The organism is Cellvibrio sp. KY-GH-1 (genome assembly GCF_008806975.1).
Taxonomy (GTDB): Bacteria; Pseudomonadota; Gammaproteobacteria; order Pseudomonadales; family Cellvibrionaceae; genus Cellvibrio.
The window spans coordinates 1926350-1941251 of sequence record NZ_CP031728.1 but is presented as its reverse complement, the minus strand read 5'-3'; the positions used below and the strand labels follow the sequence as shown (position 1 = coordinate 1941251).

General features: G+C 47.0%; 14 protein-coding genes and 1 tRNA gene. 2 read left to right on the top strand and 13 right to left on the bottom strand.

What is annotated here, in order from left to right; all coding sequences use genetic code 11:
- Positions 1-28: 28 nt before the first annotated feature.
- The 10 genes from D0C16_RS08290 to D0C16_RS08245 form a co-directional block, all read right to left on the bottom strand.
- The gene (locus D0C16_RS08290; protein ID WP_151031876.1) at positions 29-595 is read right to left on the bottom strand and encodes a conjugal transfer nickase/helicase domain-containing protein; all 567 of its coding nucleotides are present in this window, start codon (positions 593-595) and stop codon (positions 29-31) included.
- Between the two features lie 334 nt (positions 596-929).
- The gene (locus tag D0C16_RS08285; RefSeq protein ID WP_151031875.1) at positions 930-1349 is read right to left on the bottom strand and encodes a hypothetical protein; all 420 of its coding nucleotides are present in this window, start codon (positions 1347-1349) and stop codon (positions 930-932) included.
- A gap of 57 nt (positions 1350-1406) precedes the next feature.
- A complete protein-coding gene (locus tag D0C16_RS08280) occupies positions 1407-1664 on the bottom strand; it encodes a hypothetical protein (RefSeq protein WP_151031874.1) in 258 nt (85 codons plus the stop codon).
- A gap of 40 nt (positions 1665-1704) precedes the next feature.
- Positions 1705-2364 (bottom strand): hypothetical protein, encoded by a 660-nt coding sequence (locus D0C16_RS08275; protein WP_151031873.1) that lies wholly within the window; start codon positions 2362-2364, stop codon positions 1705-1707.
- Positions 2365-2446: 82 nt separating this feature from the next.
- Positions 2447-3418: a PFL_4669 family integrating conjugative element protein gene (locus tag D0C16_RS08270; RefSeq protein WP_151031872.1), complete on the bottom strand. Its 972-nt coding sequence runs from the start codon at positions 3416-3418 to the stop codon at positions 2447-2449.
- A gap of 367 nt (positions 3419-3785) precedes the next feature.
- Positions 3786-4103: a hypothetical protein gene (locus D0C16_RS08265; protein ID WP_151031871.1), complete on the bottom strand. Its 318-nt coding sequence runs from the start codon at positions 4101-4103 to the stop codon at positions 3786-3788.
- 89 nt (positions 4104-4192) lie between these two features.
- On the bottom strand, positions 4193-5518 hold the full coding sequence (locus tag D0C16_RS08260) for an STY4528 family pathogenicity island replication protein (protein ID WP_151031870.1): 1326 nt from the start codon (positions 5516-5518) through the stop codon (positions 4193-4195).
- 10 nt (positions 5519-5528) lie between these two features.
- Complete coding sequence (locus tag D0C16_RS08255) at positions 5529-6074, bottom strand: STY4526/YPO1902 family pathogenicity island replication protein (protein WP_151031869.1); 546 nt, start codon at positions 6072-6074, stop codon at positions 5529-5531.
- 1 nt (position 6075) lies between these two features.
- Entirely contained in the window at positions 6076-7662 is a 1587-nt protein-coding gene (locus D0C16_RS08250) for a ParB family protein (RefSeq protein ID WP_151031868.1), read from the bottom strand.
- 196 nt (positions 7663-7858) lie between these two features.
- On the bottom strand, positions 7859-8701 hold the full coding sequence (locus tag D0C16_RS08245; protein ID WP_151031867.1) for a ParA family protein: 843 nt from the start codon (positions 8699-8701) through the stop codon (positions 7859-7861).
- A 216-nt stretch (positions 8702-8917) separates the two neighbouring features.
- On the opposite strand from D0C16_RS08245, the gene D0C16_RS08240 reads away from it, so the two are divergent.
- Positions 8918-8993: transfer RNA gene (locus D0C16_RS08240), tRNA-Ala, on the top strand.
- A 149-nt stretch (positions 8994-9142) separates the two neighbouring features.
- Here D0C16_RS08240 and D0C16_RS08235 read toward each other — a convergent pair.
- The 3 genes from D0C16_RS08235 to D0C16_RS08225 form a co-directional block, all read right to left on the bottom strand.
- Positions 9143-10105: a site-specific integrase gene (locus D0C16_RS08235; RefSeq protein ID WP_151031866.1), complete on the bottom strand. Its 963-nt coding sequence runs from the start codon at positions 10103-10105 to the stop codon at positions 9143-9145.
- Between the two features lie 159 nt (positions 10106-10264).
- A complete protein-coding gene (mobH, locus tag D0C16_RS08230) occupies positions 10265-12079 on the bottom strand; it encodes a MobH family relaxase (RefSeq protein WP_225319029.1) in 1815 nt (604 codons plus the stop codon).
- Between the two features lie 5 nt (positions 12080-12084).
- Positions 12085-12492: a hypothetical protein gene (locus tag D0C16_RS08225; RefSeq protein ID WP_151031864.1), complete on the bottom strand. Its 408-nt coding sequence runs from the start codon at positions 12490-12492 to the stop codon at positions 12085-12087.
- 281 nt (positions 12493-12773) lie between these two features.
- Between D0C16_RS08225 and traD the strand changes: the two genes are divergently transcribed.
- Positions 12774-14897 (top strand): type IV conjugative transfer system coupling protein TraD, encoded by a 2124-nt coding sequence (traD, locus tag D0C16_RS08220; RefSeq protein WP_151031863.1) that lies wholly within the window; start codon positions 12774-12776, stop codon positions 14895-14897.
- Positions 14898-14902 lie beyond the last annotated feature (5 nt).

Sequence of the window (14902 nt, the reverse complement as noted above, 5' to 3'; positions counted from 1 at the left end):
TCTGGTTGCCATTTATCTGAAAAGGTATTCATTCAGAATCACCCGATGATGTGCGCACTAGATAGGGATTGATTGCCGGGATATCAGGTGCGTATATTTCTTTAAATGGAATTAACCAGCCATTCAATACCTTATGGGGTGCACGCTTGAGGTGGTATTGGTGCAGATTTATGTCGCCTTTACGTTTGTGAATTTGCAAACGGGAAAAATTTTTGGACAGCTTTCTATGCAAACACTCATCCAGCTGGTGCAGATGAAGATATAGCCTGAAGATACGAGGCGCTAATAAAAACACGCCTTGATCTACAATATGGACTGCCGCAGTCGAATGATTAACGGACAGTACTTGATTGTTCAATCGAGTCACTAACCAGCTTAGAAATACCTCGCCTTTCAATAAATACTCCCGCCTTTCAACGGGATCCATTGGTAGCGGGGCATCTCCAGTGCCTAGCCACAAACTCATGATTGTCTTAGGCTCGGTAGCATTTGCAGTTAGTAATGGTGTGGCTGGTTGATGTGCGAGCTGTAGAAGAGCATAGATTTTCGATGCCAAATTGTGCAATGAATATTTTTGAAGATATTTGTTAGCCATGTGGAGTCCCAATAATGTTTTAGACTTTCGCTGACCTAAAAGATGATGAAACAATGGTGCCGGTGTGGAATAAATAATGACAGTTTCAATCTGTGTCCCGAGACACGATTTTGTTTATAAGAACATACTCCCGTATACCTTCATCCCATACCGCCCCCAATTTGTCTGGATGTTCGCAAGGCAGCACTACTGCATCACCTGTGTCTTCATTGATTCCATTGGATACGGTGAATTCTTTTTCCCCTGTCTTAGTACCTTGTCGGTTATAGATATCGAACCAACCCGTAATACAAATAATTCGACTCATGGCGGATATTTCCGATTCAATCACGGCTTACTTGGCCATTACATCAAACCCGGCGCTTCTTAGTAATTGAGCCTCTTGTCCATGCAGGCCATCTTTGAGCGTAATAGCGCCGTTCTCTCTTACGTGATCGGTTAACGCATCAATTCCATCAAGGGTTTCGATAAGACCCGGAAAAAGATCATCTACATTGCCAAGAATTTTCATTCTCCACTCATCATCGAATTCAACCTGATACCAGGTTCTGCCACCGTCAAAGGTGCGCAAGTTATAATTGACCATTTCTCCATTCCATAGCGTTGTTCCTCCTACTTTTTGATCCCAGTATTGAAACGCTAATTTGTGGTCTGCTTTCAGCTTATCGATGTAGGATTGTTTGTATTTAACACCTATAAAAATGCCAATCATTAACGCCGCTACGCTAACTGCTAGAAGTTTTAATTCATTCATTTCTTTTGCTGCCTTTAGCTATTTGCATAATTCGTGTTCCGAGACATGAATCGCCGGTTATTTGTCTTCGGGCATCCCATAACTGGAGCGGTATTGTTCATGCTCAGCGCAATCAGCAACCAACCCCATCATGGTGAGTAATTGACGCTCCCATGCTCCAGGGCGGCGACTGCCATCCGCAACTGATGCCAGTACAAAGCTCACCAAATCTTCAACTGTTTCCATTGAGCTTGGCGCACCGTGTTCCTTATGTAACGCCACAATGTATTCCAATTCCTTAAGTACTTCTGGGTGTATCTCAACTGTCTTTGTCATAACCACCTCGACGATTGATTCCAAATTGCATTATCAAAATTCATGCGTATAACTGGTTCAAAACATCGGTCAGTTCCTGAAAGCCCGGCAGTGTTTTGAACAATCGACGAGATAGCTTTTCAGCCTCTTTGGCTACATCGTCTGGGTATCGCGATTCCTCACTCACTGAGTTCAGATCCAGAATGGTTTTGCGAAGAGATTTCACAGAGTTGTTTAATGTCACGCGGACGACATCGTAACCAGCAAGCACTTCGTAATACTCGGGGGATTGTTTGCTCACATACTCCCGCACAGTGCAATAGTGGTCATGCTGTGGATTAAACGCATGAATGCGTGCTGTGTTGCCGTAACCGTATGCCAGTGCAAATTCCCGTCTGGCTCGCCATTCCAGTGCCATAGGGCGCTTGGTATGCTCAAACGATAATTCAGCGGCCGATAAATGTTTGACGGTATCAATATCGTCATTCAACAGCTGCGTGCGCAGGTTGGTTGCCAGATACAGCTCAATGCATTCCGACCCGGCAGTTTCCCGACTGAGGCGTTGTTGCGTTTCCAGATCTTTCATTGCTTGTTGCACCAGCTGCATTTTGCGCAGCACTGTGCGAATCTTGTCAGAAAGTCCCGCCGCCCCCTTACCCATTAAAAGGCCTTTTAAAGGACGGTCCGCCGATTGAGTATTCACATGTTGCGAAGAAGCCATATTCACACCTTGCTGCGTTTTAAAGTATTCATTGTCATTACAGGCATTCATCAAATCAGCATTTTATTAGTGTAAAAAATGCTCAATTTGTGTGTGTGTTTTCTGATGGTTCTTGTTCTGTGTTCTGCGATCTTTGCGCACGCTCTTCAAGCGCACGTTTGTTTGCCAGATATTTTTCCAATTCCAGACTGCGTGGCGCGATTGAAGCGCGCTTGGTGCCTTCCATCACGTCAGTCTCAATTTCCAAACGGTTATTTTTCTTCTCAAGGTATTGGCCTTGCGCACGTTTGGCGACCTTGGTGTTTTTACGGATATCGTCACGAGTCACATTGGTGAATATCCAGCGATTCACTTCTTCAAACAGATTCCGCATAGCTCTACCAGAGTCCGTCACAACATCATTCCACTCGGCATCACCGATAAATCCCACATGATGGGCTGTAAGCCCAAGTCTCACGATGCGGTCATATTGCAGAAGGAGTAACACCGAACGGTACGCCCAAGGCGAATGAAAGTTGAGGGGAATTTCTAACGGCTCTGCACAGGCTTGCACACTCACATCGAAGTCTTCCAAGCCTACGATTAAATCCGACAACGATTTTTCACGTTCATCCAGCAACGCTTTGGTGCGCTTATGAGCGGCTTCAATTTCAACCAGACATTGATCCGCATAAGGATCGTCATTCTTTGCCGCTGTCCAAATCAAACCGGCCTGACGTGCAAAGAGGGACATACCCACAATCTGGCGAATATTTTTATGGCGATCACCACGGCGACCACGAAACAAATTGATCGCAAGATGCGTGTGTAATTTCAGCGTGGCACCCATCTGCATCGATGGTGGTAGGTTCACAGTGCGCTCTGTTGGCTCGCCAGAAAGCCCTGGCTGGTTGCGTTTTGCTGCGCGCCCTTTGGGTGTGCTTTTCTGTGTGCTCGCATCGGCTGTGAACATCTTATCGAGCTTACCCATATCCAGGGTGCCCGCGCCTGATGCTTGTGCGGTAGCGCTTGCTCCTTCAACCGCATCTGCAAGATGAGAATCATTGCTTGGCATAAAAACTCCGTTCGTGGTGTGTGAAAAATTTAATAACGATTAAAAACATGCTGTCTCTTGTACAAAAGCGTGTCTCGGGACACGAATTACTTACAATTTCTGCGTCATTCCAACATGAGGTAGGCAACTTCACTCCAAACCCAACCCTGTGTTACTTCAAAGTTCGACCGGCGTTCGAACTCAAACCCACAATCTGCTTCCTTCCCATAGTTCGACCGGCGTTCGAACTCAGTGTCATTGCCTGTGCTGCGTCCGAAGTTCGATAGCCTATCGAACTCAGTTCTGTGTCTGTGCCTCTCAAAGTGAAGCAGGCTGCTTCACCCTGGCACTACTTCCGTAACTCTTCGAAGTGCAACAGGCTGTTGCACTACCAAACCCTAGTGTGGTCGGCGACCACACTCCAAACCCAGCCCTGCACTTGTTTCAAACTGTGGTCGGCGACCACACTCCAAACCCAGTCCTGCGCTTGTTTCAAACTGTGGTCGGCGACCACACTCCAAACCCAGTCCTGCGCTTGTTTCAAACTGTGGTCGGCGACCACACTCCAAACCCAGCCCTGCACTTGTTTCAAACTGTGGTCGGCGACCACACTCCAAACCCAGTCCTGCGCTTGTTTCAAACTGTGGTCGGCGACCACACTCCAAACCCAGTCCTGCGCTTGTTTCAAACTGTTGTCGGCGACCACACTCCAAATTCCGTGTCTCTCTAAGTGCGATAGCCTATTGCACTTCATTTCCTTCACCGTGTTACTCCAAAGTGCAATAGCCTATTGCACTACCAAACCCTGTCCGGGTTATCGGTAAACGCGGGTGGCTGGGAACTGGCCTTATCGTGATAACAGCGCATCAATTCCAATGCCCATTCGTCAGGTACAAGCTCATTAGCCGTTTGCAACGAAACCAGCTTGTGGGTGTAGGCGATGGGGTCACGAATGTGTTCACGCCAGCCATGTGATGCAGCGGCTGTGTGCCCGAGCAGTTGCATCAGCACCAGCTCTTGGCCGTGATTCGGCAGGGGTTTAATTTTCCGGTAGATGGCTGGCAAACAGCTGTCACGGCCTGCCGTCAGGATCAGCGCATAGCGCTCGAAGGTTGGGTGTTTGAGCCACGGCAAATAGCGAGTTATCCAGGCATCCTCGTGGTCAGCATTTGCTCCCCAGCGACCTCGACGCTTAATCTCAAGGTAATTCGCCAGACTTTGCTGATCCTGTTCGCTCTCTATCGCGCGCGCAGTAGATATATATTTATTATTTATAAAACTACTACTACTACCACCGGGGAAAGAATTTTTTTTCTCAGCCAGAGAAAAATTTTTACTCTGGTCATTTTCCGCCAGAGAAAGATTCTTTCTCTGGTCGGTTTCCACCATGGAAGAATTCTTACTCTGGTGATTCGTAAGTCCTGATTCCGCATGGGTTTTGTTATTTTGACCCGTTTCCGCGTTCTCATTCACCAGAGAAAGATTCTTTCTCTGGTGACCATCCGAGGTATTGGGTTCAGTGTTGGTCTCTCCATCCATTGCGAACATGCGATTCAAGCGGTTTAAAAATACATCACCCTCTGTGGGTGGGGCAGACGTTTCCAACGCGCCGATTTCTTGCAGGGCTTTTGCCGCTGCTAACCGTATGCGTTTATTTTCTGACTGGCACTGGCCTTCTAAAAACTGCACATATGTTGGATCAAAGTCCAGCGTACTGATCAGCGAGAGCGGTTCATCGTTCAACAGATAGATATCGCCAACAAAGCGACCTTGCTTACGCACGGTCTTGCACAACGTCATCCAGCGGGAAATCCTCAACATGTTGCGACTGGCGGTCAGCGTCGGTGCCGAGCAGCCGACCATTGCCGCCAGCTCATTGCGTTTCGGTGTTGATCCTGGGCGCGTTGGATCGGTGATCGTCAATCGAATGATTTGCCACGTTACTTTGTCCGTGGCATTCAGCTCGCGATTGAGGACTAAATAGCGCGGAAAAGAATCATGATGGTTGCCGGTAAAAAGTACCGCCATACCATCATCATCGTCGGCATAGGAGCGCTGACTAATCAGGTCTCGCTCCGCCTTATCGATCTGTCGCGCAATAATGTCGAGTTCTTTACTCATACTCGTTGCCTTATTGCAGTTGCTTTATCGTTATATAGGCTTGATCCAGAGCGATATCAGTTTCCTCATATAGCGCTATCAGTCTCACCAAAGGGTCTTCAATATCACGCAGCTTTTCCCACACTCGCAGCACCGTGATTTCTTCCTCCTCACTCAAGACTTCGATGCGTCCGCGACTGTGCTCAGGTAGGTTCATACGCGCCCGTCGCGCTGCAAAATCACGGCGGGTGATGCCTTTTAGTTCTTCAAGCATGGGCTGACGTAAACCAGCGCGAATTGCGCGGTTAACCAGGTCATCCTCGGTGACCTTGCTGTCAGCAAAGCCAAGGTACAGTCGCAGGGTGTGTGGATCGATGCGCAGTTGGAATAGAGAACCCTTGAAGTTCGGCAGACATGCAATACGGTCAGCTGATAACGCCTTTAACTGCGCTGCAACGCCTTGATCCAATGCACCTAACCCCAGTTGGTGAAGCAACTGGCTGTCGCCATTGCGTAATGCTTCGGCAACCGCGAGTAATGCCTGGTGATTTAATGAAGTGATGTAGTAGTTCTGCATATCACTCGCCTCCCAGTTCAACAGTGCTGTTGAGCTTATGAGGTGAGTGCGTACGGTAGTCCACTAACAAGCTGACAATGGCTTCCAATTCAGTTAATGCTTGCCATTGAATAGGGTTCGCATCCGGATCACTGATTTGACGCCCCATGAGGCGGCCTTTAAATGCAGAGCCGAGCGCGAGCAGGGTCAACAAATTATCTTTGCTGATGGAGGGGCAAACCTCCAACAACTCATTCATTGCATTAAACAATGAAATGGGTGCTGTCAGCGCATGCGACTGCGCCCACAGCGTTACCCAATAAAGAATTAGCTCTGAATCAATATTTGAGGGTGGCAGCATGCGATAACCGGTGTGCCATCCATCCTCCTCAAGGTAATCAACATACTCCGATAATCCCACGGTATCGGCATAATCGACGGCGGCTTGGTAAGCCAGCTCTTTGAGAGAGGACACCTCGTAATCCAATAGATACTGCAGTGACGATAAGTCGCCGTAGACATGACGAACTACTGCAGGTGAATTATTTACAGGTTCCTGACTTTGTTGCCCATGCTCCGTATGGAGTGACGAATCAGTTTCCTGATTGCTACCCGGGTTTGATGGGCCTAATTCAGGGGGGCGCTTGGGTGGTTGTGGTGCCTTGGTTGTATTGGTTCCCGTTTGTTTCTGTAGCTGCTCCTGGGCATTGGCTTCGGCGATGATGTCCTTCGGGCGATTACCGCCTTTTGATATGCCTTCTCCAATGGCCTGCACTTCCGCACGTAATTGCAGCACGGGTGAGTCTAGCTTTGCAGACATAGCCGAACAGAGTTCATGCTCTGCTTTGTCTACATCGAAACCGTCGCCATCCAGGGCTTGGAAAACGGGCTTCCAAATGTCATCGAAGGTTCCTTCATGTTCTTGGGCGACAGATTCCCAAAACGTTTTACAGGTTTCGAGCAGCTTCCTGATTTTTTTAACAGTATCGCGACCCATTCCATTCCAAAACGCGTCCGGTATGACAGGGAAAAGGGTCTCGTGGGCATACAGCATCTGTCCCAGATTAGAAAAATCTACAGTCCACCCTTCTGCAGTGATTGACCTTGAAAGCTCTCTGATGGACAGAGCACCTTTTTCAGCTTCCAGTTCAATTTTCAGGTCATAGGCAGCAAGAGCGCGCTCAATGAAGAGGGTATCCCCTTTCATTTCGTTCTCAATCATATGGCTGATGAGATTTTTGAAGTCACTCGTCCATGGCTCAAAATCGCAATCAAACTCGTAGTATTTCGGGTCTCCGGTTTCTTGCCAAAGTTCGCGCAAAATACTCAGGCGAGTATTTCCGCCTTTCTTAATCATGTAAGGATCGGCTGGGGACTCGCGTGTAACTACGGGTGGGTGATCAAGTCCTGCATTGCGAATTGATTCCTTAATTTCGTCGTATCTCGGGTTTCTGGTTCTTCTCGGGTTGCGACGATAAGCAATGGTGTTATCCAGGTTAACCCTGACACGTGTTTTTACGACAGGATCCGGTGGTAATGGGGACCCATCAGACGGCGAAGCACTCAAATGAGGTTTGTTAAGGCGATCAGCAATAGAGGACTTATTCATTGTTCAGTCCTCCTGTTGCTTCTAATTTTTGACAGCCGTGTGCAGGCATGACCTGCACCTCAGCGAGCCGCGTTTTACCAGTTCGGGTGGAACCGCAAACTAGGCGAGGGGTGCTTAGTTGGTCTACCCAATCCAATTGTTCTTCCTCGGTAGGTCTACCGAGGTTTGCGATAGTTGTGTTTTCCATGGCGCAGCCTCACACAGACCATTGAGGCTTGATGCCAAAAAGTTTTGGCTCTAACTCGTAGGCTAGATCAACCATGGTTTCCAAGGCAGAGCGAGTGGGGCCGCTTCGGCTTTTTTCGAAGCGATGAACGGGAATACCTAAGCCAGCCGCTTCTGAATAGGCTTTAAGAGAGGGAATCACGGTGTTCAGCACAGTGACGTGACCATCAGTTTCCTTGTCGAATTCACAGCGTAGATAATTGGAAACCTCGGCCGCCGTTGAGGTGCGATCCCATAGATTTATCAAAACCTTGACTGGTGGCATTGGTCGGCCAGTAATGCTGTAAAAGCCGGGCTTAGGTCGAAATTTATTCACCAGTTCAGTGGTGCCGTATATGAACTCTCTCGAATCCAGCACTTGGGGTTTGATAGGGGACAAAAGCACATCTGCAGCCAGGATGACCGACTCTTGGACGATACCGCTTGCACCTTGGGTGTCGATCAAAATGTAGTCATAATCCAGTTGTTCCAAGGCATGCCTTAGGTGCTGGAAATGGAGGACAGATTCTCGTAAAAAGTTGGGTATTTTCCCCTCGCTACCTTTGTCGTCATTTAAAATGATGTCCAGATTAGCGATGGCAGTCTTCGAGATGCACTCGGAGACACTTGCGGTGCGGTACACATGGCTCAGACCATAAGCGGCTGCTTGGGTGACTGGATAGAAGCGAGACAGTGATTGTTGTGGATCTGCATCTACCAGTAGAACTCGCTGGCCCATATCGGCTAATATGGCGCCAAAGTTCGCGGCTTTAGTGGTTTTACCCACGCCTCCTTTGGTGCAGACAATACCGTAAATCTTTGATTTTGCAGACATTTTGGAACCTCCAACGTCAGATTTCTGATGTTAGAGAACATTGCCAAAAGTTGTCCCCTGCACTGCCAGTGTTGCGCTCAGGCCGTGTGTAGGTTTTAACTAACTGGTTGATTTACATACAAAATCGGCGCGCAGTGCGGAGTAAAAATTGCTTGACACTCCCCCAACTGCTGCATAGAATGCGCGCCACTTACGACACAGTCGTATCCCGTTTTTGGGGCTATAGCTCAGCTGGGAGAGCGCAACACTGGCAGTGTTGAGGTCAGCGGTTCGATCCCGCTTAGCTCCACCAAACACCACCGGACTGTTTTGGTACAGTCTGCGTTACAAAATGAAGAGGAAAATTGAGGCAATGCCCTCAGTTTAGCCACGAAACTCAGGATTGTTCGCGCAGCAATGCGCGAATAACCTATTGAGTTTCAGGCATTTTTCTTTGTTTTGTCAAGCTATCCATATTTTTTTGCCTGACCTGTCTTCTTTTCTTCCAAGCTTTCCCAGACGATTTACGACCCTACCAAGGTGATTAACCCTAGGTTGGACGTATATTCTTGTCGTTTTTAAATCCGTATGACCTAACAGTTGCTGCACCGCAAAAACGTCTGGCGGAGTGTCATCTTCCGGATTGCACAACGCAGTTGCGAAGGTGTGCCGAAACCTGTGAGCTCCCACACGGATATCGAACTTTTTACTCAATCGCTTGAAATAATTGGTAATGGCTTCCGGAGGCATACGTCCCTGGGGGTCTTTCTTAAAACGAGGGAATAAATCAAACGCTCGGAACAGGTAATCACGTCTCAATAGTTTCTTACCGCGTCGAAGTTCGGTTTTCCGAATCAAGAGCTGCAGTGTCTCTTTCAATCCGCTATGCATCGGTACAGTCCATTCGCGCCGTGTCTTCGATCCTTGGTAGCTGAGGCGGATAGTTTCTCTATTAAAATCGAGATCATCGAGGCGGAGATTCACGAGCTGGCGGCGTCGCATCCCCGTGTAGTAAAGACAGCGGAGTACTGCTGCCCAAAACCATCCTGTTTGGTAAAGCTCCTCCTCCAGCATAAGTGCATAATCCAATACGCCGATATCCTCCAATTCAATTGTCTTGGGGGGAATCGTGCCCACTGGAATGAGCTTCAGTTCTTCGAATGGATTTGAAGTGAGGTAGCCAACCTCCACACCATAGCTGGCAATCAGGCGTAGATATTTCAGGTACCCGTTATAGGTGACCGGTTGAATCTCCTTGAGTGATTCATTCTTAAATCGCATCAAGGCCAAACGGTTAATTTCGGAGGTCCTTAAGACAGCCGACCGCTTTACAAATAATTTTGCGATGGTTAGGACTTGTTGTTGGGTGTATGAGTTAACCAATCTCATGCCCGCATATTCTTGTGCTAAATCAGAAAACATCATAATTTTTCACTCCGTGATGCAATAAATCCGTATGCGTTTAAGCATACCTATGATCATAATTTAGGCGCCGCCACTATACTCAGTAACATTTTTGAAATATAGGTTTTGCCGCCACAAAGTGTGATTTTTGTCTCATAATATTTGGGTATAAGTTAATTATTAGCCATCGTCGCCTCCCAGTTTCTTCTTGATGAATTTGTTGGGCTTCGGGATGGGGTAGTCATTCTCGTAAATGACATTGAAGGGCAATAACCAGCCGTTTATTTTTGCAGCGCGATTGGATGAGCTCACCCAATACGGGTGAATGTTGAGATCATTACAACGAATATGCTTGCGCAAATTGGCGAAGCGTTTGCTTAGATTTTTGTGTTTCTCTTCCGGTACGCCATGCAATCGCAAAAACGTTTTAAATATGGCGGGAGCGAGTAGAAAAATACCGTCCTCGACAATATGAACTTCTGCATCGGGATTATTAATCAGAATGGTTTTTTCAAGCAGTCCTCGCTGAAGCCATGACAGGAATTTTTGCGCAGTTTCCGGAGCTTCATACTCCAAATTTTTGATGATGCTGACAGAGGTTTTTACGGGCCCTACATCCTCCTGATTGTTTGAAACAGTATCCAGAGGTTCAGCAGTTTCCTGGATGACTTCGTCATGCACCTCGCTAATTTCAGATTCAGAAATATTGTTATCAATTTTCTCACTTGAGTTTTCAGATGTTATTGCTGCAGCTTCCACACCCATTTCAGGTTCCGGAGTCTGTTCAATATCCTCATTTTCCCCCCCGGTAGTCACATTCTGCAGAGGTTGTTCATTTGCCTGTGCCGCAGATTCAGGGATTATTTTTGCAGAAGCTTGTTCGCCAGGTGCCACAAATTTAATAACACCATCCAATGGTTTTAATTCGCGTGATGAGGGAATTAATCGACGTGATTCAAATTTCAGGCAAGTGAATTGATGATGATAAGTTCCTGTTTCTATAGAAATGGTCCATATCGCTTTGCCATCATCAGTGGATAATGCATACCCATGTTCCTGGAGAATGTCATATACACGCACAGGATCCTGAGGCAAATTTTTAAGCCCAAGGGAATTACATTCCTGGATCAATTTTTCGGCGAGTGATCGGCATACCAAATACAAATGACCATGCTCATCAACCCAGCCCATGCCCCCATTGGTATTGATACGAATTGCTCCGTCCTGAATCCACTGACGCAACAACTTGAGATAGCGATCAATTGCCGGAATGACATTACTGAAGCGATGATCAGGCGGTACTTGTAAATTCTTGGCGGTGGATTCGCGGTCGGCATACTCGATAATCTGCCCAATAGTTCCAGACTCAAATTTGTCCCCCCATAACCACGCGGTCAGTTCTGCCATGATATGGGAGGCTTCAATAAGCCAGGTTCGTCCGGATTTTGGCAAAACACCCCAATGAATTAACGCTAGGTGTTCGTGATATCGGTAAGGTGTCTTACGAAATTCAATGCGATATCCCTCAAGAGGAATTTTCGCTCCATCTTTATCAACCAGATTGGTTAAAGGACCACTACTGGGAGTCCACGGTAATTCTTTACCAGATTTATGTATGGCAACGAGACGAGTATTTGCGCTCAGTTTTCCAATGTCATGCAGGAGGCATCCCACAAAAACAGCATACGTCCACAGTAAACGTTGTTTACCAATATCAGTGAGGCTACCGCCAAGAGGTAATTGATATCCTTTACGTTTTTTCAGGGCGAGGGTAGTTACATCCAGGGTGTGTTTTAACAAGCCGCCTGGACCACTGTGGTGGTGGGCCTCGCTAGCAGGAGCCAACTGGACAAGTTCAGCATATTGCTGAAGCGGTTCGCTGATTAATACATTAAAAATATTGGTATCAAATCCAGCAATTGTTCGAAGTTCAGAAAACTTGCTATCAATTTTGCAAAGTTCAAATAATTTTGCAGCCGATAAAATCGGTAACACCTGGCTCAACGTAAATTCTCCCGAGCCCAGCGTTTGATAATGTCAGTCGAAGGGTAGGAGGATGTACTTTGTTGAACAGTTATTTTTTTCTGGAAATCGGGAATTGGTGTATTCAATGGATCCAGATAATGATGCCGTCCGGATTCAACATGGAAAAAGCGATAAGTCCAACATGTTAAACCTGCCAAGCGAATAGCCATCAATTGACTCAGTGGTAAGCTGGCATCTAATTCAATTGCTTGATGCAGAGCATGGAGAGTGTTAATAATTTCTGTGCCGAAGCTTGTTTCATCTTCCGGAAGCTGGCGAAATTTTTGTTCCAAGCCCTTTAATGGGCTCGCCCATTCCTTTTTTTCTAATTGTTCAAGAATGATTGAAAGGGAGGTTTCAAAAGTGGAAGTTGATTCAGTCATTACGTTTTTGGCCTTTTTGCGGTTTGGTTTTTTAACCCTTCACGGCTTTTTTCCTTTCTGTAGTTAACCCTTCTAATCCTTTAGCCCTAGCGTTTTCGCGCCCGCGCCTCCGGACGATTAAACGAGGAGGAGGCGCGGGCTTTTTCCCTGGGTAAGCCCCTTGACCCTGCTTGCGCGCTTTGTAATGGTTTTGGCTTTTTAGTGCATTAATCAAATTGCACATGGCGAGTTCGAATTGATAACTGACGAAGGGTTTTTGATCGTTATGATTCGCGCCCATCATGAGTACAAAACATCCCGTAGAAAATTTATTACGCCCAGCATACGAAACCATGTCAGCGACTGCTTATGGTCTCGCGGGCGCATTGACGTTGTTATCACCAGCGGTGTTAATGGGTGCACTGAGCACGCCATCATTAAGCTATGGGATTGCGGCGGGATTATTTGCGCGTTGTGGTCAGCGATTTATGCAATCGCGTAAATTGCTGAAATACCAATATGAAATGCATGTACTTACGGGTTTCACAATTGACAGTAATGACATACCGGTATCGAAAGACGATTTATATCTAGGATTAGGTTTTGAATGGACTGCGCGACACACACAGCGCCGCGTGGATTTTGATCGACAGGAATTTGATTGGCATCGATACAGGCACCAAACTCGAAAATACAAAGCTGCACGCGCACTTGAAAAAATTCTACGCCGTTCAGCGCTCACAGCATGGATGGCATGGGTTAGTTCAACGCAGGCCTGGTATAACCCGGTTGCACCCATTCCTTACACTGAAGGAAATCCTGCAATTCACGCGGTTGGTTTGTGGGAGGGTGAAGTCCCAATTTATGAGCGTCAATCTGAACGAGTTGCGCATAAATTTGTTGTCGGCACGACCCGTGTCGGAAAAACGAGATTGGCCGAAGTTCTCATCACCCAAGACATCCACAATAACGAAATTGTCATTATCTTTGATCCGAAGGGAGACCCGGACTTACTCAAGCGCGCATATACAGAGGCTGTCAAAGCGGGCCGTGGTCATCAATTTTATTGTTTCCATCTGGGTTACCCGGAAATTTCTGCACGCTACAACCCTGTTGGTTCCTTCAGCCGAATCACCGAGCCTGCATCCCGTATTGCCGGGCAATTACCAGGTGAGGGTAACTCGGCAGCATTTAGGGAATTTACATGGCGTTATGTCAATGTAATTTCCAAAGCGGCAACGGCATTAGGTAAGCCAATCACTTACGAAAACCTGTTGATGTATGGCGCAGATATCGATCCGTTACTACTTGAATATCTCACGTTTGTATTTACTCAGCCACAATCAGAAAACGCATTGCATCGAGCAGGGCATAGTGATTGGAATAATTCAATCAACGCTATCGCTGAATCTGATCGCAAGCCATCGGATAAAGCACAAGCATCACGTGATCGGAAAACGTGGGCAGCTGTTGAAGTTTATAAAGAAGCGAAATTGGTTGATCCTGTTGCGCACGCACTAATCAAAACGTTTGAGTACGAAAAGACATTCTACGACAAATTGGTTGCATCGCTTTTCCCGCTGTTGGAAAAGTTAACATCTGGCCCAACCGCCGAATTGCTTTCGCCGAATTACGATGACTTGAATGATCCACGGCCTACGTTTACGTGGGATGAAATTATTCGCACGGGCGGGATTGTATATTGCGGCTTTGATGCATTGACCGATGCAGAAGTAGCGCAAGCGGTCAGCAGTTCGATGTTTGCCGACCTAACGTCGACCGCAGGATCGATTTATAAATTTGGTCAGACACAAGGTTTATCGCCTGAGTTGGCTGCACTCGCAACGACTCGCAAAATCTGTATTCACGCCGATGAATTTAACGAGCTGGTGGGTAAAGACTTTGTCCCAATGGCGAACAAAGCGGGTGGTGCTGGATTCCAGTTAACGGTCTATACGCAAACATTATCCGATATCAAAGCTCGATTTGGTGATGACGCAAAAGCCGGTCAAGTGATCGGTAACCTGGGTAATCTTATTATGTTGCGCGTGAAGGAGCTCGCAACCGCTGAATTGTTGACGCAGCTGTTACCACAGGTAGAAGTGAATCATCTCACGTTAGTCTCGGGTACTTCAGACGATACGAATCCTGATAGCCCGAATGACTTTACCTCTAATACACAACAACGTATTTCTACCAAAGAAACACCACTGGTTTCAGCGGGTGATTTAACTCGCCTGCCAAAAGGTCATGCGTACGCAATGCTGGGTGGAAAGCTCTACAAATTGCGTATTCCACAATTTAAAGCGACGGGAGAATTACCGGAAGATCTCGATTTCCTCTACACAAAAATGCGCGAGACCTGTGACAGCGGTAGTGCGAATGATGACTGGTTCTCTATCGCCGATTTGAAGGTGGCAGCATGACAACA